This window comes from Pontibacter sp. E15-1 (assembly GCF_022601975.1).
GTDB lineage: Bacteria > Bacteroidota > Bacteroidia > Cytophagales > Hymenobacteraceae > Pontibacter.
The window spans coordinates 59,455-79,616 of the sequence record NZ_JAKVIR010000026.1 but is presented as its reverse complement, the minus strand read 5'-3'; the positions used below and the strand labels follow the sequence as shown (position 1 = coordinate 79,616).

Below are 20,162 nucleotides of genomic sequence, written 5' to 3'. Positions count from 1 at the left end.
AATTACTTGCTAAGGATTGTCACGACACCTCTTTTCACCCAGTTGATATCCTTCACCTCCACGATGTACAGGTAAGGCCCTTTCAGCACCTGACCGTTAGCGGCACGGCCATTCCAGCCGGTCTCAGGGTCAGTCGTCTCGAATACGCGCACACCCGAGCGGTCAAACACCTGGATGTAGACGCTGTTGTAGAAGCGCAGCTCAGGAATCGTCCAGTTGTCGTTGAAGCCGTCGCCGTTAGGGGAGAAGGCGTTCACTACCTTCACGTCCTCTTCGGCAACCTCGTAGGCTGTTTTTTGCAGCGTGAACACGCTCTCGATAGAGTTATTGTAGGGGTCTGTGCTGCGTACGCGGATCGTGAAGCTCGCCTGGCCAGACAGGCCGTAGTTCGATTTCAGGTGCAGTTCATTGCCCTGAATCTCGAACAGGCTGTTGTCGGCATCGCCCTGGCCGCTTACCAGCGTGTACACGTGCCCTGCGAAGAGCGGCGCGGCCGGGTCGTCAGCGTCAGTGGTGGCGAACTCGCCGATCACGTCAGCAACAGTCGTGTTTGGCCTGAAGGTGTTCTTGCTCAGGGCAATCGCCGTTGGCGCCTTGTTTGGCTGTACTTCCACGGTGATGCTTGCCTTGTGGCCGTCGATGTTGGTGGTCATCGGGGCCAGCGTCAACTCGCCTGTCAAGGTATAAAGTCCGTCCACCAGGCCGTTGTAGTTGCCCTGCAGCCAGGTTACCGCGATGTTCGCTTTCTCACCGGTACTGTAGGTCACTTCCACCTGCGCAGGCAGGCCGATGTTCTCGAACGTGGTTCTGATCGGCACCTGAATTGTGGCAGGCGTTGTTACGGAAGCAATCGTACGCGTGATTTTGATGACCTCTGCCGTAGCCGCAGCACCCTGGTTGGTGGCGGCATCCGTCAGGTGCAGGGTGATTGTCAGCGTGCCATCGTTGAGGCCGGTCAGGTCAAGGTTTTGCAGGCTGAAGGCTACTGCGCTAACTGTGCCTGTTCCGGTAACTGGGGTGCCTCCGTTGCTGCTCTGGATAGTATAGGCGTAGGTGGTGCCAACCTCTGCACCCGTTACGCTCACCGACGTGCTTGACGCGTTGGTCACGTCCACACGCGCTGCGTCGAATACTACGGTATAACCGGCAGGGGCAGTGGCATCATACATCCGTGCAAGTATGTTTGACGCCGTGTTCATGTTGCCGGCCAGGTCCATCACCAGCTCTTCAGCTAGGCTTACTTTTACTTCACCGTCGCTTGCTGGCGTTACAGTGGCTGTGTACGTCAGGCCATCTTTCGTAAGGCCTGATACAGCACCATTTACAACTGTAAATGATGTAGCCGTTAAGGTATAAACTGCCTCGCTGGCTGCTACCTTGATTTCGAAAGCAGCGTTTACCGGGCCTGTTGCAGAAGTAGAAACAACTAGCGTTGGCGCAGTCTGGTCTACGGTTACGTTGTAGGCCGCGCTGGCATCGCTGGTGTTGCCGGCGGCATCGGTTGCCTTGGCACTGAACGTATGGTTGCCTTCCGGCAGGGCGGTACCCTCATGGCTGAAGCGCCATCTCCCTTCGTTGTCAGTTTTCACATTTCCGATGATGCCGGTGCCCGCCTTTGTGATGGCAACCATCGCCTCAGCCTCGGCTGTACCGGAAAGAATCAGCGCGTTGTCTGATGTGATTGCATCGTTGTTCTCAACACCTTTATCCTCTGAGATGGCCGTGATAGCCGGAACAGCAGGGGCGACAGTGTCGATGGTGAAGTTTACCGTCGTGCTTTGCTCGCTTACGTTTTCTGCCGCATCGGTTGCCTTGGCGTATACCTGGTGCGGTCCGTCCGCCAGCGCTACCTCTGGTGAATAAGACCACTCACCTTCTGAGTTAGCTGTTAGCTTTATCAACTCCCCGTTCAGGTATAAATCTACCTGGCTTGCAGCCTCGGCTGTGCCTGAAATGGCTAATTTGCTATTGTTGGTGATGGAATTATGAACGGGAGCAACCACGACAGGCGCGGCGGGGGCCGTGTCGTCTTGCAGTGCGATGGTTACCTGCCGCTGCGCCGTGCAGTCATTGGCGTCGGTGATGTAGACTGTGTAGGTGCCTTGCTGAAGCCCGCTCATCGTGGCTGTTATCGCACCATTTGACCAAAGGTAGGTATACGGGGACATGCCGCCGGACACTGAGGCCGTCGCTGCGCCGCGGCCCCCGCTGGTGGTCGCATCCGTTTTGGCAACGCTGACCTGCAGCGCATCCGGCTGGGTGATGGTGAAACTTCTGTTGGCAGAGCAGCCATTGGCGTCCGTGACGGTAACTGAATAAGCTCCGGCAGTTAATGCTGTGATGCTTGCTGTAGTCGCTTCGTTTGACCAGCTATAAGTATAAGGCGCGGTACCTCCCGTAACGTTTACCGTGGCTGAGCCATCAGCGCCACCGTTGCAGGAAACATTTGCCTGGCTGGCAGTTGTCGTCAGCGCGGTCGGCTGGGTGATGGTTGCGTTTGCAGTTGTGGTTAGTGCATTGGCATCCCTAACGGTAACAGTATAGACGCCGGCAGCTAACCCTGTAGCAGTTGCTGAGGTACCACCGGAAGGCGACCAGGAATAGGTATGTGGCGCGGTTCCTTGTGAGGGCGTTACCGTTGCTGATCCATTGCTACCCCCATTACAGCTGACATTCGTTTGTGCTGTTATGCTTGCAGTGAAAGGAGGAGCCGCGCGGTTAACTGTTAGCGTATAGGCTTTAGTGCTTTCATCTTCTGCCGTAACATTCACGGTGATGGTATTGCTACCAACATTTAGTGCGATTGCTCCCGAAGCGTTTCCGCTTGTAACAGCCGTGCCATTCACTTTTACAGTCGCCTTGGCATCGGCAACGGTAGGCGTAACCGTTACTGATGTGGTGCTGTTCGGAACTGAAGCAGTATAGGAGGTAGTGCCTGCGGCGAAGGTTGGGCTCAGCGTGCCTGAAGACAGGGTTAGGGCTGAAAGGTTGTTATTGTTAGATGGAAGGGTACCCCAAGAGACTTTACGCACACGATGGCCAGTTTCTTCTCCAATGTACAGGTTGCCGCTTTTGTCGATGGCAAGACCAAAGGGACGCATCATTGTTGCATTTTTGGCGTCCCCGCCGTCTCCAGTGGATCCGAATGTGCCCGTTCCGGCATAGGCGGTGATGGTACCGTCGGTGGCCACGCGGCGTACACGATAGCTCATGTTTTCTGCGATGTACAGGTTGCCGTCTTTGTCGAAGGAAAGGCCAGTTGGAGCCTTCAAGGTTGCATCTTTAGCGGCCTCGCCGTCCCCCGTGGAGCTGAATGCGCCCGTTCCGGCTACGGTGGTGATGATGCCGTCGGTGGACACGCGGCGTACACGGTTGTCACCTCTCTCTGCGATGTACAGGTTGCCGTCTTTGTCGAAGGCAAGGCCGGTTGGATCCCTCAAGGTTGCATTTTTGGCGGCCGCGCCGTCGCCTGTGGAGCTAGACGCCCCGGTTCCGGCATAAGTGGTTATGATGCCGCCGGTGGACACGCGGCGTACACGGTTGCCAGAACTTTCTGCGATGTACAGGTTGCCGTCTATGTCGAAGGCAAGGCCGTATGGATCCTTCAGTGTTGCATCTTTAGCGTCCTCGCCGTCTCCCGTGGAACTGAACGCGCCCGTTCCGGCTACGGTGGTGATGATGCCGTCGGTGGACACGCGGCGTACACGGTTGCCACCTCTCTCTGCGATGTACAGGTTGCCGTCTTTGTCGAAGGCAAGGCCAGTTGGAGCCTTCAGTGTTGCATTTTTGGCGGCCTCGCCGTCGCCCGTGGAGCTAGACGCGCCCGTTCCGGCATAGGTGGTGATGATACCGTCGGTGGACACGCGGCGTATACGGTTGCCAGAACTTTCTGCAATGTACAAGTTGCCATCTATGTCGAAGGCAAGGCCAGTTGGAGCCTTCAGTGTTGCATCTTTGGCGACCCCGCCGTCTCCTGTGGAGCCAAATGCACCTGTTCCGGCATAGGCGGAAATTATTCTTGCATCATAGATCACTAAAAGAAGCGTCGACTCTTTCTGGATATTATAGTCAGAAAGGGTGCGTCCGTCTTCAAGTTCCTTCCCCTCGAAAAGCAACACCTGCCGCTCCGGTACTATGCCCTCTTTCTCCTGAATTTTAGCTTTAAGGTTCTCGATGATATCGGAGGCCTCCACATCAAGGGTAATGGTTTTGCCCGTTAACGTCTTGAGAAAGATTTGCATAGCCAGTGCAGGTGCCACCCATAGTAGCGCAAGCACAATTGTTAATATTGCTTTCTTCATACCCTAAAATGTAGATGTGTAAGGTTTAGAAATTTCACGCTGTTGAGCGGTAGCAACTAATGAAAAGAAGCGGCTGAATTGTGTGCTATCAGCTAGAGTCGCCGTGCTATAGTGGCGAAGCGATTTTAGTGGCTTTTGAAGGAAGTGCCAGAAGGAGGAAGCCTCTTCAAAATGAAGTTTGAAAAAGGCATACCGCATGCTGGCCCTCTCTTGTGGAGAGGATGCAGAATTGATTTTCATGAAAAAGTTGATTGTAAAAGTTTGACTATAAATTGACTGTTAAAATTGAAAGCTTTGGGAAAGTAGAGAGTATATCCTAAGTCAGATTTAAACTAATTTAATTATAGTATAAATGGGATGCTTAACTTAGTTGTGCAAAACTAAACTAATAATTAGATATATGTATCAGTTATATAACATTTTAAGTAAAGTGTTTTTTGTACTATACTGAGTTTATGTTAGATGATAAAGAAGGTAGGTAGTTGTATTTATACAACAGTGCATTTTGGGGCTACTAGATTTTTTTTAGATGACAGGTTATAGCCTCGGCTTTGCCAGTTAGTATACAGTGGCTAGAATACGCAAGCATGAAACTAAAAAAGCAACGACTTCAGTTAAGATGCCGCTGCTTTTTTGACGTTTTGTTGAAAGAGGTTTAGTCGTGTACCAAACGCATCTCAACCTTGTATTTCTCTCCGGTGTCCAGGTCTTCTTCTTGCCACTCTATGTTCAGGCTTGTGGCAGTCAGTTTCAGAATGTCAACCGTGTGCTCATCATCAGTGCCCTTGTCCATCACGAGCTTTTGCTCATCTGACGCAAACTCCCAAGTGCCGTTGTCTGTGTCGCCATCAAAACTGAAGAGGTATGAGCCATTCTTGTTAAAGGTGAAGAATGTTTCATCCATATCGGTTAAGCTTGTCCAATCATCGCCATCCACAAAGAGACGGCTTCCCTGCCATTTTTTAGCAGTCAATAAGCTTGTCCGACTTGGATCCTTGTCGTCGTCCTTATCACAGCTTGTTAGAGATAACAACAGAAAAGAGAGAAACAGGAGGGGTAAAAACTTAAGTTTGTTCATAAAATTAAGATAGGGGGTTTGAATATTTAACAATATGCAAATATGTAGATATTTGTATTTGTGTGCAAACATTGGTGCGAAAAGATTGGGATGACTTAACATCTCCTTAAGTTGATATAAACCCGAGAAGCTGGTTTAATGTCACCCTTTAATGTTAAAGGAACCAATAGAGGAAATCGAAGAATTAAGAAACACCTTTAGTCGCATAACTTTGATTGTTCTTTCCACAAAATTTCTTGAAAAATGCTTTTATACCATATCAATTTAGTAACACCCAAGACACTCGCTCATAGACCCTCTCAATTATATGTATATGGCGCAAGCGTCCGCTTGTGCCACACAATGAGTCTAACCAGATAGTAGCGGCAGCACCTTGCTTTTCTAGCATAGCAGTCAGGAGAAGGGAAGCTGTTGGGAAGTATGAGTGGGTCGCACCTGATGGGGTATGGCAGTTTGTAGCAATGCTGCACGAAAATGCTTCAATACGCAATACCCTTTCGATATTGCTTTTATACCACGTTTTAAGCAACCGACAGGGCCGAGGCTATAGCTAATGCTAAAATAATTAGTAAAATATATAGCTTTTGCTAATATTATTCGTAAACTAGCGCTATGGAAGCAGAAGTTACATTTATTGACATTCAGCCAGACGTGCTGCTACTGCAGGACATGGCGGCGCAGCACCTGTCGTTGTTCTCGTCGGCGATACGGGCGGGGTTCCCGAGTCCCGCCGCCGACTACCACGCCGAGCCGATTGACCTAAACGCATATATTACCCAAAACCCAACCTCTACGTTCCTGGCGCGGGTAGAGGGCGACTCCATGATCGGGGCGCACATCGAGCCCGGCGACCTGGTGGTGATCGACCGCTCGCTGAAGCCGGTGAGCGGCCGCATCGTGCTGGCGTTTGTGGCCGGTGAGTTCACCATCAAGCGCCTGATGCTGAAGCCGGACGGCGCTTACCTGGAGCCAGAGAACCCAAACTACGAGAGCATCCGGATCACGCAGCCCGACATGGGCCGTATCTGGGGGATTGTGGTAGGCATCGTGAAGAAGGTATAGGTATGGCCACGACTACGCGTTTTGCTCTGGTAGACTGCAACAGCTTTTACGTGTCCTGCGAGCGGGTTTTTCGTCCGGAGCTGGAGGGGGTACCCGTGGTGGTGCTCAGCAACAACGACGGCTGCGTGATTGCCCGGTCCAACGAGGCCAAGGCCCTGGGCATTAAGATGGGCACGCCCTTCTTCCAGATGAAAGAGCTGAGGAAGCGGGAGCGGGTGGAGGTGTTCAGCTCCAATTACGAGCTCTACGGCGACATGTCGCGGCGGGTGGTCAGCACGCTGGCGCAGTTCACCCCGAGCCTGGAGGTATACTCCATCGACGAGTGCTTCCTGGACCTGAGCCACCTGCCGCCGGAGGAGGTGGAGGGGTATGGGCAGCGCATCAGGCAGACGGTGCTGCAGTGGACGGGCATCCCCGTGTCGGTGGGGGCGGCGCCTACCAAGACGCTGGCAAAAGTGGCCAACAAGCTGGCCAAGAAAATAGCGGGGGCGCAGGGTGTGCTCGCGCTGGAGGCGGAAGCAGACATCGAGAAGGCGCTGCGCCGGACGGAGATCGGGGATGTATGGGGCATCGGCCGCCAGCACGCGAAAAGGCTGCAGCAGTTGGAGGTACACACCGCCTGGGACCTACGCCAGATGCCGGAAGGGTGGGTGAAAAAGCACATGGCCGTGACCGGGCTGCGCACCCTGCTGGAGCTCCGGGGCAAGGCCTGCCAGGACTTGGAGCTGGAAACGCCGGACAAAAAGAACATCTGCACCTCGCGCTCTTTCGGCAGGCCGCTCACCGTCCTCAAGGATATCGAAGAGGCCCTCTCGACCCATACCGTGCGCTGTGCCACCAAGCTGCGCAAACAAAGCAGCTGCGCCTCCAGCCTTACCGTGTTTCTGATGACCAACCGCTTTTCCGCTACCGAGCAGGCATACTACAACAGCCGCAGCATGCCTTTGCCCCGCCCGTCACACAACGAATTGGAACTGTTGCGCCATGCCCTGCACCTGCTCCGGCAGATGTTCCGGCCCGGCAAGCGCTATGTAAAAGTAGGCATCATACTGAACGACCTGGTGCCCGCCTCGGAGGTGCAGCTGGACTTGTTTGATAAGCCGGGCACGGAGAAAGAAAGCCAGTTGATGCATACCCTGGACACGCTGCGCCAGCGCTTTGGGCACCATACGTTGACGTATGCGGTACAGGGGAAAAAGGATGCCGTCTGGATGCTGCGTGAAGAATACACCTCCGCCTGCTATACCACCGATGTGAAAAAACTGCTGGCGGTAAAGTAAGACAAGTTTATACTGTTGCGCATTAGCCAAGAAAATGCAATCCAGCACATGAGTTAATGTGTATCTGAAATTCCATCCAGCCTACTCTCAAATCCTGTAGCTGACTGCTGGGTTTGGGAACGATTCGGACAGGTCGCGACCTGTCCCTACGAGGTGAGGTTCCCGTCTTTTCCATTCATTCTTTTGGAGGCATAGCGCCACTTCAGCGCTTCTAAAATAGTATTCATGGCGAAAGAACAGGTAAATTTGCAGTATTTTTTTGGTACTAGGTTACTTTTAGTAACTCAAAACTATTGCTTACTTTATGGCTTGTCAAGTAGCTTTGTAAGGAATATGGGAGGAACTATAGCTATAATCAAAGTATTGATCCGCAGAAAAAAACAGTAGCTGCGCTGAATAACATACCTGAGGCAGAAGCCTGCTCCCCGGTAAAGGACATCCTGGCGCGGTTCGGGGATAAGTGGTCCATGTATGCCATTCTAAAGCTGGGGCAGGAGGAGTGCTTGCGCTTCAACGAGCTTAAAAACATGATTTCCGGCATTTCGCAGCGCATGCTAACCGTTACGCTGCGCTCGCTGGAGGAAGATGGCCTGGTGAGCCGCACTGTTTACCCCGACATTCCCCCGCGGGTGGAGTACCGGCTAACAGACCTGGGCCAAAGCCTGCTGGTGCAGTTGCTGCAACTGGCAGACTGGGCCACCGGTAACCTCAGCGAGATCCAGGAAGCCCGCCGAAGGTATAGCCAAAAGTAGCAGCAGAAAAGATGCCGTCCTTATGGAATAATACTGGCAGTAGGCGAAAGGTATTCGCCAATACTTCCTTATCTTGACTTGGGAGTAAGGTTTACACACGGCTGGTGTTGGGGTATAGAAAAAATGATGCAGAAAGAGCATATAGTAGCTGAGGCTACCTCCGCACATAGTGCAAATAACCGTATGTTCACGCTTTTGAGATAGTTAGCCAGTATATGTAATTATAAAAACATGAATAAAGAGAAGACAGGGTATGAAAAACAGCTTTCAGACATTGAAGAGCATGGGTTGCATGTTATACATGTTTTAGAAGATGAAAGAGGTCCTAACTTTTCATACTCAGTAGGACTGTTTCACAATTATCAGCATCCAGAAATCATAATGATTGGTCTCAAAAGAGAATTAGCTCATATCCTAATCAACAATATCGCCTTTGACATCAAAGAAGGTAAAGCGTACAAGGGTGGACAATTTTACTCTGATATATTAGATGATTTTAAATGCCTAATGCTGGACGTAGAAGCAAAATACTATGATGAATACTTTGGTCAGGCAAGCAGGTTTTATGAAAGCAATGATTTTCCTGTACTGCAATGTGTTTATCCTACAGTAAGTGGGGTATACCCTTGGGATGATAATTGGCCAGAAAACCTAAAAGCCATCCAACCATTATTGGGTGGAATCAATAGTAACTTTATTAAGTAAAATTACAATGGCTAACCACACCCATAAGCCAGCTACGCCGCCTTATGGCCAAGTCCGTTAGGCAAAATAGCAAAGTATGAAAGACAAGCAGAAGTCAATAAGAGTAGTAGGAATAGTTCTTATTGTACTATCTTCTCTTACAATAATCACCAGCCTTATAGGATTGGTTTATGTAATTGACTTTATAGCTGAAGGAATAAGTAAAGTTGAAGATTTATCCTACGAAGGTCAAATGCTTTCTTATGCTAAACCGATTGCTGTGATATCTGTAGCTTTAGGCTTAGGTTTTTTAGTTGCAGGAATATTTATCATGTACTATAAAAATTGGGCAAGAATTTTAGCCCAAGCTTTCGCTGTACTTTACCTGATTAATTTTTGGTATCAGGCAGTTTTCATTGCTCCCTATAATCCTTTTGACAAGGGAGAATTTGGTTTAGAGCAACTTTTAGGTGCTTTACTGTGGTCTGTACCAATCCTTCTGCTGATTCGGTTTTTGAGAAAAGAAGATGTAAAGAACCACTTTGCCTAACCCAGCACATAAATCATGTTCGGCTATATGCCTCCATGCTTCATGTACCAACCGTTGTGTGTAATAAAAAGTCATACCCATGAACCTAAGCTCAAGAGCACAAAAAATACATTCTCGGATAAATGCTGGATCTGCCAAGTTGGGAGACTTGAAAAAAAGCGCTAAAGAAATTAAGAACGACCATGAACTTGCAATGGAACTCTGGTCAACCGGAGCATATTCCTCAAGGCTGCTAGCGATCTTAATCATGGATAAGAAATTGCTTTCTCAAGAGCTTATTAATAAGCTGGACAGAGAAATGCAAACACACACATTTGATGAGAAGAACCATTTAATGGAGTGGCTTATGGCAAATCAGCTTACTAAAGATAAGAAAACAATAGCACTGATTCAGTCTTGGGAAAACAGTTCTTCAACGCTTCAAAGACGCACCTATTGGTATTACCAAGCTAGGTTGAGATGGACGGGACAAACACCACCGGAGAATACACCTGAATTACTTTCAAAAATAGAGACCGATATTGGCAAAGAAGCACCAGGAGTTCAGTGGGCCATGAATTTTACTGCGGCCTGGATTGGAATCTATGACGAAAGCCATCGAAGCCGTTGCATTAGGATTGGAGAGAAATCAGGGTTATATAAAGATGAAATGGTAGCGAAAGGATGCACCCCAAATTATTTGCCTGCATTTATCGGAATCGAAGTCAATAAAAGAGCGAAGAAGTAAGAACAAGGTATAACGCCTGTGCTGCGGCTGATGCCTTTTCAGCTGCTTTATCAGCATGTTGGTTACAGTGCAATAAATATGCAACTCCGGGAAGCTACCATCAGCGACATCAGGCAAATACAAATTGTCCGGCATTCGGTAAAAGAAAATACTCTCTCAAACCCTGAGCGGGTGACAGACGCTGACTGCGAAGAGTTTCTAACCAAAAGAGGGAAGGGCTGGGTTTGTGAAATTGACGGCTTAATAGTAGGATTTGCAATTGCAGATTTGAAAGACAACAACATATGGGCTTTGTTTTTGAGGCCCGAATTTGAAGGCAGAGGGTTTGGGCACCAACTGCACGAATTGATGCTTGATTGGTATTTTGGTACCGGGAAAGAAAATGTATGGCTAGGCACATTACCTAACACGCGGGCGGAAAAGTTTTATCGAAAAAAAGGTTGGAAGGAAACTGGCCTACACGGTGATAAGGAAATTGAATTTGAGATGACCAGAGCAGATTGGCTGGAAAAGAAGCATGAAGTTTACTACTAAAAAAGAAGTATAGCAGGTAGTGATATTTAAACTTCTGCCTTCAGCCGATAGCCCCGACTGCCGTTTACACACGACTATTATCAATTAATGTAAGCAGATAACATCGTGGATGATATATACCATACTGTAAGGAGCAACAGTCACTCTTAAAAACACAAAAGCCACTCCCGTCAGGAAGTGGCTTTTATACTATGTAAAGTAGCTGCAAACTAGGCTTTTTTCTTCGGAGCTGCTTTTGCGGCAGTAGCTTTAGGCGCAGCCTTTTTGGCCGGAGCTTTCTTCTTGGCGGTAGCGGTTTTTGCTTTGGCGGCAGGTTTCTTCTTGGCTGGCGTCTCGGCATCCGCTTTTTTCTTGAAACCACCGCGGCCTTTCTTCTCCGGCGTGGCGTCGGCCAGGGCAATGCATTCTTCAAGGGTCAGCTCGCTCGGCTCTTTGCCCTTCGGGATCTTCACATTCTTCTTGCCCGCCACAATGTAGGGGCCATACCTGCCGTTCAGCACCTGGATGTCCGGGTTTTCGTCAAAAGATTTGATCAGTTTCTCAGCATCCGCTTTGCGCTTAGCCTCAATCAGGGCGACGGCTTCTTCTGCAGTAACCTGCAGCGGATCAAGCGTTTTAGGCAGGGAGTAGAACTTGCTGTTGTGGCGGATGTAGGGGCCAAAGCGCCCGATGGCGGCAGTCATGTCCTTGTCTTCGAGAGAGCCCACAATGCGCGGCAGCTTAAAGAGCTCCAGGGCGTCTTCGAGCGCCAGGCTCTCGATGAACTGTCCTTTGCGCAGGCTGGCGTATACCGGCTTCTCGCCCGTCTCCTCATTCTCCTCGCCCAACTGCACGTAAGGGCCATACCGTCCGAGCTTGGCCAGTATGGTTTTGCCGGTGGCAGGGTCCGTGCCCAGCTCGCGGGCACCAGACACATCGGCCCGGTTGATGCTCTCGCTCGACTCGATGCGCTGGTGGAACTTCTGGTAGAACTGGTCCAGCATGAATTCCCACTCTTTCAGGCCCTGCGCAATCTCGTCAAACTCCGCCTCCACGCGCGCCGTGAAGGAATAGTCGATCACGTTCGGGAAGTGCTCCACCAGGAAGTCGTTCACCACCATGGCCGTATCCGTCGGGAAGAGCTTGGCCTTCTCCGCGCCCGTGATCTCGGTTTTGGTTTGCGTGTTGATGGTATCGTCTTTCAGCGTGAGCACCTGGTACTTACGTTCCTTGCCGTCGCGGTTGTCCTTCTCCACATACCCGCGCTTCTGCACGGTAGAGATGGTTGGGGCATACGTAGACGGACGGCCGATGCCCATTTCCTCCAGCTTCTTCACCAGGCTTGCCTCAGTGTAGCGGGCAGCCGGACGGGTGAAGCGCTGCGTGGCCAGCATCTGGCGCAGGTTTATACCTTGCCCCACGTTAAGCGGCGGCAGCATGCCTTTCACATCATCGTTGGCGCTATCCTCGTCCTCATCGTCTTTCGACTCTATGTATACTTTAAGGAATCCCTCAAACTTGATCACCTCGCCGGTGGCCTGCAGTTTCTGGCTCGGCTGCGTGGAGATGCCGATGGTAACCGTGGTTTTCTCGATCTGCGCATCTGCCATCTGCGAGGCAATGGCGCGCTTCCAGATCAGCTCGTAAAGGCGCTGCTCGTTTCGGTCGGAGCTGGCCACCATCTGCGAGAAGTCGGTCGGGCGGATGGCCTCGTGTGCCTCCTGCGCCCCGGCAGACTTGGTTTTGAAGTGGCGCACTTTCACAAACTGCTCGCCAAAAGAGCGGTTGATTTCGTTGGTGGCACCCTGTATGGCCTCTTGCGAGAGGTTCAGGGAGTCGGTACGCATATAGGAAATCTTACCCGCCTCATACAGGCGCTGTGCCACGGTCATGGTCTGCGCCACCGAGAAGTACAGCTTGCGGCTGGCCTCCTGCTGTAGGGTAGAGGTGGTAAAGGGAGGGGCCGGGCTGCGCTTCAGCGGCTTTTTCTCCAGGTTCTCAATAGTATAATCAGCGCCGACGCACGCCTGCAGGAAAGCCTGCGCCTCGGCCTCGGTTTTAAACTTAGCGGGCAACTCAGCCTCCAGGGTTTTGCCCTGCACATCGAAGCTAGCCGTGATGCGGAAAGACGCCTCTGCCTTGTGGCGTTCGATCTCGCGCTCGCGCTCCACCACTAAACGCACCGCCACAGACTGCACGCGACCGGCCGAAAGCCCTGTCTTAATCTTTTTCCATAGCACCGGCGACAACTCAAAGCCAACCAGACGGTCGAGGATGCGGCGCGCCTGCTGCGCGTTCACGAGGTCCATGTCGATGCCGCGCGGGGTGCTGATGGCATTAAGGATGGCGCTCTTGGTGATCTCGCGGAACACGATGCGGCGCGTTTTTTCCACATTCAGGTTCAGGGCCTCCGTCAGATGCCACGAAATAGCCTCTCCCTCACGGTCATCATCCGATGCCAGCCAAACAATGTCTGCCTCCTTGGCCAACTTGCGCAACTGCGCCACTACCTCCCGCTTGTCGCTGCTCACCACGTAGGTGGGCTTAAAGCCATGGGCCACGTCGATGGCGTTATTGTCTTTAGGCAGGTCCCGCACGTGGCCGAAACTGGACTTCACCACAAAATCTTTCCCGAGGTACCCTTCGATTGTCTTTGCCTTCGCGGGCGACTCTACTATAACTAAGTTTTTTATCATGCTTTCAGTTTGCAGGCGAGTTGGGCCAAGTTTGCCCAAAGTTCAGGCTTTTTTTTCAACAATTACAACCTCATTCATGTAACATAGGTTTAACAAGTCGCTAAAAAGCGGAACTTTATTTATATTCCGCCTTCTAAATCGTCACGGTTAGCTTTTACTCTATATGCAACGAACTTTACTTATTTGCCGCCACGCAGAGACGTATGAGCCCTATCCGCTACAGCCGGACTTTGAGCGGGAGCTTACGCCGCATGGCCTGCACCAGGCAAACCAGACCGGCAAATGGCTGCGCGAAAATTTCGTGAAAATTGACAGCCTACTCTCCAGCCCGGCCACCCGAGCCAGCGCCACGGCCCGCTCGCTCGCCAGCCGGCTGTACTTTGATACAGAGAGGATTGCCTACCTGCCCGAACTGTACAACGCGCGCGAGGCGGAACTGCTGCACGTGCTGGGCCACTTGCCGGACGAGGCGAAGCAGGTGCTGCTGGTGGGCCATAACCCGGGCATCACGAAACTGGCGCGCGACCTGACCGGCCAGCAGATCGGGTATATGGAGCCGGGCAACGTGCTGGCCATCACCTTGACGCTGGAAACATGGGAAGGCATCCATGTACAGACGGGGGTATTGCTGCGCCATAACATGGAGCATGTCAGGTAGCGGTGGCTGCACAGCCGCCAGTTATAGTGCCGCATTAGACAAATTTAATAGGTAACTTTGATGGTTGAGGGGGTATGGCCTGCGTTGCATTGGCCGCCCGTGCCCCGATAACCTTAATCTCCATGGCAAAAACAAAGGTAGTGGCCGTTATTAACCAGAAAGGCGGCACAGGCAAAACAACGACCACCATAAACCTGGGCAGCGCCCTGAGCAAACGCGGCAAAAAGGTGCTTCTCCTTGACCTGGACCCGCAAAGCAACCTGTCTTACTCGCTGGCTGTGACCCAGCCCGAAGCCACGCTCGCCGATGTGCTGCTGGGGGGCAAAAGCATCAAAGACGTCATCATCCCCAAAGACGACCTCTGGCTGGTGCCGGGCTCTAACGAGCTGGTTGATGTCGAGATCTCGCTGGTGACACAGCCGGAGCGGGAGAAGTTCCTGAAGCGCATCCTGGCAGAGGCCAAAGGGTTCGACTATATCCTCATCGACTGCCCACCCTCACTCTCAGTGCTTACCCTCAACGCCCTCACGGCGGCGCAGGAGGTGCTGATTCCCCTCCAAATGGAAGTGCTAACCCTTCAGGGGCTCGATCAGATCATGAACACGGTGGAGAAAGTGCGCAAAGCCTTCAACCCTGGCCTCCGGATAAAGGGCATAGTGGTGGTGATGTTTGACATGCGCCGGAAACTGAGCCAGGAAGTGCTGGAATACCTGCGCGAGAACGTGACGGAAAAGATATTCGACAGCCAGATACGCCTGAACGTGAAGCTGGCAGAAGCCCCGTCCTTTGGCAGGAGCATCCTCGATTACGACGCCTCCTCTAACGGGGCGAAAGACTACAGGGCGCTGGCCGCCGAATACCTTGGAGAGCCCGATGGGCAGGAGTAAAAAGCCCGATTTCATTCATCATCTTTTTTAATTAAATTGCACCCACTCGAAGGCTTGCGCTATACCCGGACAAGGTAACCATGCGCCAGGCACGCTGTAGCGGTTCGAGCGACCATCCCAACCAAACGAAATATGGCCTTAGGAAAAAACTTGAAGTTGAGCAAAGAAAAGCTCATCAGTGACGTGGAAGCCAGAGAAGAGAACAAGCCCGCACCAAAAGCAAAAGGAAACGGTGGCGCGCCAAAAACCACGGCCATAGCAGACGCGCCTGCCAAACCACAGGCGGGCGGCAAGCCTGCCGCGGCCCCAGCCTTCAAGAGCGATGCCAAGCCAAACACCCTGAAGCGAGATAACGGAAGCCCGGCCAAGCTGGAGCAGCTTGCCACCAACCCGGAATACATCAGCGAGCAGCTGAACAAGGTGCTCTATGCCCTGGACGCGTTTAAGAAAGGGGATATTTCGGTGCGCCTGACCAAGCAAAACGATGACCTTTTTGCCGAGATCGCAGAAGCCTATAACTCCATGGTGGAGATGATCGGCGGGGTAGGGGGCGAGGTATCGCGCATCTCCAAAGTGGCCGGGGTGGAAGGGAACCTGAAAGCGCGTGCCTCTGCCGATAATGCCTCAGGTTTCTGGAAAGACATGATTAACAACATCAACGGCCTCGTGGATTCCATCGCGGTGCCGGTGTTGGAAGTGGGCAAGGTACTGAAGAACATCTCGCGGGGTAACCTCGATGAGACATTCCAGATACCGGTGTCCGGCGACTTCAAGGTGATGGCCGAGACCATTAACCGCACCATCGACAACCTGAACCTGTTTGCCGGGGAGGTAACGCGCGTGGCCCTGGAAGTGGGCACCGAGGGTAAGCTCGGCGGCCAGGCCTCCGTGCCGAACGTGGCGGGCATCTGGAAAGACCTGACCGACAACGTGAACGTGATGGCCAGTAACCTGACCGCTCAGGTGCGCGACATTTCTAACGTAGCCACAGCGGTGGCGAAAGGTAACCTGACGCAAAAAGTGTCGGTGGATGTGCGGGGGGAATTTGCCCAGCTGAAGGACAACATGAACCAGATGGTGGACTCGCTGAACATTTTCGCTGACGAGGTAACGCGCGTGGCCCGCGAGGTGGGCACCGAGGGCAAGCTCGGCGGCCAGGCAAAAGTGCCGAACGTGGGCGGGGTATGGAAAGACCTGACCGACAACGTGAACTCCATGGCCTCCAACCTGACCAGCCAGGTGCGCGACATCGCCAACGTGTCCACGGCGGTGGCCAAGGGCGACCTGACCCAGAAAGTAACGGTAAATGTAAGAGGCGAAATCGCCGACCTGAAAGATATTATCAACCAGATGGTGGACTCGCTCAACGTGTTCGCCGGAGAGGTAACCCGTGTGGCCCGCGAGGTGGGCACCGAAGGAAAGCTTGGCGGCCAGGCCAATGTGCCGAGGGTAGAAGGAACCTGGAAAGACCTGACCGAGAACGTGAACCTGATGGCAGGCAACCTGACCGCCCAGGTGCGCGACATCGCCAACGTGGCTACCGCCGTTGCCAAAGGCGACCTGACCCAGAAGGTGTCGGTGGACGTGAAAGGTGAGCTTGGGGAGTTGAAGGACATCCTCAACGAAATGGTGGACCGTCTCAACGTGTTCGGCGCGGAGGTAACCCGCGTGGCCCGCGAGGTGGGCACCGAGGGTATACTGGGCGGCCAGGCCAACGTGCCAAACGTGGCGGGTATCTGGAAAGACCTGACCGAGAACGTAAACTCCATGGCCAGCAACCTGACCAGCCAAGTGCGCGACATCGCCAACGTGTCCACGGCCGTGGCCAAGGGCGACCTGAGCCAGAAAATAACCGTGAACGTGAAAGGCGAACTGGCCGAGCTGAAAGTGAACCTGAACCAGATGGTGGACTCGCTCAACGTATTCGCCGGGGAGGTTACCCGCGTGGCCCGCGAGGTAGGAACCGAAGGCAAACTGGGAGGCCAGGCCGATGTGCCGAACGTGGCAGGGGTATGGAAAGACCTGACCGAGAACGTGAACACCATGGCCAGCAACCTGACCAGTCAGGTGCGCGACATCGCCAACGTGTCCACGGCCGTGGCCAAGGGCGACCTGACCCAGAAGGTGTCGGTGGACGTGAAGGGAGAATTAGGTGAGTTGAAGGAGAACATCAACCAAATGGTGGACTCCCTGAATATATTCGGTGACGAGGTAACCCGCGTGGCCCGTGAGGTGGGCACCGAGGGCAAGCTGGGAGGCCAGGCCAACGTGCCAAACGTAGGCGGCACCTGGAAAGACCTGACTGACAACGTGAACCTGATGGCGAACAACCTGACCAGCCAGGTACGTGACATCGCCAAAGTGGCGACAGCCGTGGCCAAGGGCGACCTGACCCAGAAAGTGCTGGTAGAGGCCCGCGGCGAAATACTGGACCTGAAGGAAAACCTGAACCAGATGGTGGACTCGCTCAACGTGTTCGCCGACGAGGTGACCCGCGTGGCCCGCGAGGTGGGCACCGAGGGCAAGCTGGGCGGCCAGGCCAACGTGCCGAAAGTGCGCGGCACCTGGAAGGAGCTGACCGACAACGTGAACACCATGGCCTCTAACCTGACCAGCCAGGTGCGCGACATCGCCAAAGTGTCCACGGCCGTGGCAAAGGGCGACCTGACCCAGAAGGTGTCGGTGGACGTGAAGGGCGAGATGGCCGAGCTGAAGGAAAACATCAACCGCATGGTTGACTCCCTGAATATTTTTGCCGGGGAGGTAACGCGTGTGGCCCTGGAAGTGGGCACGGAAGGAAAACTGGGCGGCCAGGCCAACGTGCCGAACGTGGCGGGGGTATGGAAAGACCTGACCGACAACGTGAATACCATGGCCAGCAACCTGACCATCCAGGTGCGGGGCATCGTGAAAGTGGTAACCGCCGTGTCGAAAGGTGACCTGACCCAAAAGCTGACGCTGGAGGCGAAAGGCGAGGTGGCCGAACTGGCCGACACCATCAACACCATGGTGGTGGACCTGAACCGCCTGGCCGGGGAAGTGAGCCGCGTGGCAAGAGTGGCCGGCGTGGAAGGCAAACTGACCGAGCGCGCAACCCTGCAGGGCGTGGGCGGAAGCTGGAAAGAGCTGGTGGATACCGTGAACGACCTGCTGGAGTCCATTGTGACGCCGATGCTGGACGTGTCGCGGGTAGTGCGGGCCATATCTGAAGGCGACCTGACGCAGAAAGTGGCCGTGCAGACAGCCGGCGACATCATGGACATGGCCAACGCGCTGAACCTGGCCGTCGACAACCTAAACGCCCTGTTGGGAGAGATCAACGACTCGTCGCTGGTGGTAGGAACGTCGTCTGAGGAGATGGCGGGCAAAGGGCTGGAGATGAACAAGGTGACACTGGACGTGGCCCTGGCCATGCAGCAAATGGCAGAGGGCGCCCAGAACCAGGCCCTTAAAACGGATCAGGCCTTTAAGCTGATCGAAGAAATCATGAAAACCACCAAAGACACGGCCAACCGTGCGGAAGTGGTGAACAAATCGGCCTTGCTGGGTGAGGAAAGCTCCCAGACCGGACTCAAAACGGTGGCGGAAGTGGTGAAGAACATGGAAGAGATCTCCAGTTCAGCCGTGCTCACGGCTAAGACCATCGAAGTGCTCAGCACGCGCTCACAGGAGATCTCCAAATCCCTGGGGGTGATCACAGACATTGCCGCGCAAACAAACCTGCTGGCCCTGAACGCGGCCATTGAGGCGGCGCGCGCCGGCGATGCCGGGCGCGGTTTCGCGGTGGTAGCCGAGGAAATCAGGAAGCTGGCGGAAGGGTCCCGCAAGTCTGCCAGTGAGATTGCCACCCTGGTGGATGACGTGAAGAAGGACACCGCCTCCGCCGCTACGGCCATCTCGACCATGGAGGGACGCGTGCTGAAAGGGAAGAACGCCACTTTCGAGGCGTCCGGGGCCTTTAAAAACATTGCCGCCTCCAGCGGAGAGACCCTGCGCACGGCCCAGGACATCCTGACGGCGACGGAAATCCAGAAATCCTCTATCGGGGATGTGGTGAAATACGTGGAGGAAGTGGTGGCGATTGCCGAGCAAACAGCCTCGGGCACGCAGCAGGTGGCCAGCACCGCCAAGCAACTGTCCGGCTCGATGCAGGAACTCACCTCCTCGTCGCAAAACCTGAACAAGATCGCGGCAGAGCTGCAAATAAGTATCTCTGCCTTTAAGCTGGTAGACGGGAATCTGGTGTTCAACAACGGGGTGAGCCGCCGCCTGCTTTCTCCGGTGACGGAGAAGGTGAGCACAGGCAACAGCCGCCTGGCCACCAGCTCGAAATGGTATAACAGCAACGGGGCAGAGGGCAACTTAAGATAATGGCGAAGCAAACCAAGACAGACAACACTGCGGCCGCGCCTGGCCTGGGTACCGGCAAAACACCGGCATCAATGTCTGGCGGCGCGGCATCCCCGCAGGAAAGGCCGCAAGCCGAGGGGCAGCAGGAAAGCGAGCAAATGATCCACCTCATCGTGTTCAAGCTGGGCGTGGAGAGTTACGCCATCCGGATTGAGCAGGTGAAGGAAGTGACCGTTACCCCGGCGATCACCCGCATGCCCCGGACGCCCCATTTTGTGAAAGGGGTGGCGAACATACGCGGTGACATCATCGCGATCATGGACCTGGAAGACCGGTTCCACATCAAACCCGCTCCATTGACGGAGGACAGTAACCCCAACATCACGTATACCCTCGTGATCGAGGCCAGAGATTACAGCATAGGGGTAGCAGTGAAAGAGATGCCACAATCCCTGAACCTGGCGGTGTCTAAGATCGACAGGGCACCTGCATTGCTGCAGGCCGTGAACATCAATGAAAACTTTATTGAAGGCCTGGCCAAAACGAGCGACCGCCTGATTGTGGTGCTGGACATGTACAAGATACTGACCCAGGATGAGATTAGTGAGTTGACTGAATAGAGCA

15 protein-coding genes are annotated in these 20,162 nt (G+C 53.5%); 11 read left to right on the top strand and 4 right to left on the bottom strand.

Annotation, left to right across the window (positions count from 1 at the left end; translation table 11 throughout):
• Window positions 1-2: 2 nt before the first annotated feature.
• The 3 genes from MKJ04_RS17625 to MKJ04_RS17615 all read right to left on the bottom strand — a co-directional run bounded on the left by MKJ04_RS17625 (window position 3) and on the right by MKJ04_RS17615 (window position 5,205).
• The gene (locus tag MKJ04_RS17625; RefSeq protein WP_241642980.1) at window positions 3-4,301 is read right to left on the bottom strand and encodes an Ig-like domain-containing protein; all 4,299 of its coding nucleotides are present in this window, start codon (window positions 4,299-4,301) and stop codon (window positions 3-5) included.
• 3 nt (window positions 4,302-4,304) lie between these two features.
• A complete protein-coding gene (locus MKJ04_RS17620) occupies window positions 4,305-4,541 on the bottom strand; it encodes a hypothetical protein (RefSeq protein ID WP_241642979.1) in 237 nt (78 codons plus the stop codon).
• Window positions 4,542-4,956: 415 nt separating this feature from the next.
• Entirely contained in the window at window positions 4,957-5,205 is a 249-nt protein-coding gene (locus MKJ04_RS17615) for a hypothetical protein (protein ID WP_241642978.1), read from the bottom strand.
• Window positions 5,206-5,991: 786 nt separating this feature from the next.
• On the opposite strand from MKJ04_RS17615, the gene MKJ04_RS17610 reads away from it, so the two are divergent.
• The 7 genes from MKJ04_RS17610 (at window position 5,992) to MKJ04_RS17580 (ending at window position 10,968) form a co-directional block, all read left to right on the top strand.
• Complete coding sequence (locus MKJ04_RS17610) at window positions 5,992-6,441, top strand: LexA family protein (protein WP_241642977.1); 450 nt, start codon at window positions 5,992-5,994, stop codon at window positions 6,439-6,441.
• Between the two features lie 2 nt (window positions 6,442-6,443).
• Complete coding sequence (locus MKJ04_RS17605) at window positions 6,444-7,721, top strand: Y-family DNA polymerase (protein WP_241642976.1); 1,278 nt, start codon at window positions 6,444-6,446, stop codon at window positions 7,719-7,721.
• A 362-nt stretch (window positions 7,722-8,083) separates the two neighbouring features.
• A complete protein-coding gene (locus MKJ04_RS17600) occupies window positions 8,084-8,473 on the top strand; it encodes a helix-turn-helix domain-containing protein (protein WP_317246728.1) in 390 nt (129 codons plus the stop codon).
• A 231-nt stretch (window positions 8,474-8,704) separates the two neighbouring features.
• Window positions 8,705-9,178 carry a DUF4262 domain-containing protein gene (locus tag MKJ04_RS17595; protein ID WP_241642974.1) on the top strand — a complete coding sequence of 158 codons (474 nt, stop codon included), beginning with the start codon at window positions 8,705-8,707 and terminating at the stop codon, window positions 9,176-9,178.
• Between the two features lie 76 nt (window positions 9,179-9,254).
• Window positions 9,255-9,707: a hypothetical protein gene (locus tag MKJ04_RS17590; RefSeq protein ID WP_241642973.1), complete on the top strand. Its 453-nt coding sequence runs from the start codon at window positions 9,255-9,257 to the stop codon at window positions 9,705-9,707.
• Window positions 9,708-9,786: 79 nt separating this feature from the next.
• Window positions 9,787-10,434 (top strand): DNA alkylation repair protein, encoded by a 648-nt coding sequence (locus tag MKJ04_RS17585; RefSeq protein ID WP_241642972.1) that lies wholly within the window; start codon window positions 9,787-9,789, stop codon window positions 10,432-10,434.
• A gap of 30 nt (window positions 10,435-10,464) precedes the next feature.
• Window positions 10,465-10,968 carry a GNAT family N-acetyltransferase gene (locus MKJ04_RS17580; RefSeq protein ID WP_241642971.1) on the top strand — a complete coding sequence of 168 codons (504 nt, stop codon included), beginning with the start codon at window positions 10,465-10,467 and terminating at the stop codon, window positions 10,966-10,968.
• Window positions 10,969-11,177: 209 nt separating this feature from the next.
• Here MKJ04_RS17580 and topA read toward each other — a convergent pair whose 3' ends face one another.
• Complete coding sequence (gene topA / locus MKJ04_RS17575) at window positions 11,178-13,643, bottom strand: type I DNA topoisomerase (protein ID WP_241642970.1); 2,466 nt, start codon at window positions 13,641-13,643, stop codon at window positions 11,178-11,180.
• Window positions 13,644-13,806: 163 nt separating this feature from the next.
• Between topA and MKJ04_RS17570 the strand changes: the two genes are divergently transcribed.
• From MKJ04_RS17570 to MKJ04_RS17555, 4 genes are all read left to right on the top strand, one after another.
• Window positions 13,807-14,301, top strand: a complete 495-nt coding sequence (locus MKJ04_RS17570) for a SixA phosphatase family protein (protein ID WP_241642969.1) — start codon at window positions 13,807-13,809, stop codon at window positions 14,299-14,301.
• A gap of 122 nt (window positions 14,302-14,423) precedes the next feature.
• Complete coding sequence (locus tag MKJ04_RS17565; RefSeq protein WP_241642968.1) at window positions 14,424-15,188, top strand: ParA family protein; 765 nt, start codon at window positions 14,424-14,426, stop codon at window positions 15,186-15,188.
• A gap of 132 nt (window positions 15,189-15,320) precedes the next feature.
• Window positions 15,321-19,559 (top strand): HAMP domain-containing protein, encoded by a 4,239-nt coding sequence (locus tag MKJ04_RS17560; RefSeq protein ID WP_241642967.1) that lies wholly within the window; start codon window positions 15,321-15,323, stop codon window positions 19,557-19,559.
• Entirely contained in the window at window positions 19,559-20,158 is a 600-nt protein-coding gene (locus MKJ04_RS17555) for a chemotaxis protein CheW (RefSeq protein WP_241642966.1), read from the top strand. The genes MKJ04_RS17560 and MKJ04_RS17555 overlap by 1 nt, the downstream gene beginning before the upstream one ends.
• Window positions 20,159-20,162 lie beyond the last annotated feature (4 nt).

Bases quoted from the DNA above. Each gene is read 5' to 3' on its own strand.
- MKJ04_RS17595 (WP_241642974.1), top strand. From the start codon at position 8,705: ATGAATAAAGAGAAGACAGGGTATGAAAAACAGCTTTCAGACATTGAA.
- MKJ04_RS17590 (WP_241642973.1), top strand. From the start codon at position 9,255: ATGAAAGACAAGCAGAAGTCAATAAGAGTAGTAGGAATAGTTCTTATT.
- MKJ04_RS17625 (WP_241642980.1), bottom strand. From the start codon at position 4,301: ATGAAGAAAGCAATATTAACAATTGTGCTTGCGCTACTATGGGTGGCA.
- MKJ04_RS17585 (WP_241642972.1), top strand. From the start codon at position 9,787: ATGAACCTAAGCTCAAGAGCACAAAAAATACATTCTCGGATAAATGCT.
- MKJ04_RS17570 (WP_241642969.1), top strand. From the start codon at position 13,807: ATGCAACGAACTTTACTTATTTGCCGCCACGCAGAGACGTATGAGCCC.
- MKJ04_RS17605 (WP_241642976.1), top strand. From the start codon at position 6,444: ATGGCCACGACTACGCGTTTTGCTCTGGTAGACTGCAACAGCTTTTAC.
- MKJ04_RS17610 (WP_241642977.1), top strand. From the start codon at position 5,992: ATGGAAGCAGAAGTTACATTTATTGACATTCAGCCAGACGTGCTGCTA.
- MKJ04_RS17620 (WP_241642979.1), bottom strand. From the start codon at position 4,541: ATGAAAATCAATTCTGCATCCTCTCCACAAGAGAGGGCCAGCATGCGG.
- MKJ04_RS17565 (WP_241642968.1), top strand. From the start codon at position 14,424: ATGGCAAAAACAAAGGTAGTGGCCGTTATTAACCAGAAAGGCGGCACA.
- topA (WP_241642970.1), bottom strand. From the start codon at position 13,643: ATGATAAAAAACTTAGTTATAGTAGAGTCGCCCGCGAAGGCAAAGACA.
- MKJ04_RS17555 (WP_241642966.1), top strand. From the start codon at position 19,559: ATGGCGAAGCAAACCAAGACAGACAACACTGCGGCCGCGCCTGGCCTG.
- MKJ04_RS17580 (WP_241642971.1), top strand. From the start codon at position 10,465: ATGCCTTTTCAGCTGCTTTATCAGCATGTTGGTTACAGTGCAATAAAT.
- MKJ04_RS17560 (WP_241642967.1), top strand. From the start codon at position 15,321: ATGGCCTTAGGAAAAAACTTGAAGTTGAGCAAAGAAAAGCTCATCAGT.
- MKJ04_RS17615 (WP_241642978.1), bottom strand. From the start codon at position 5,205: ATGGATGAAACATTCTTCACCTTTAACAAGAATGGCTCATACCTCTTC.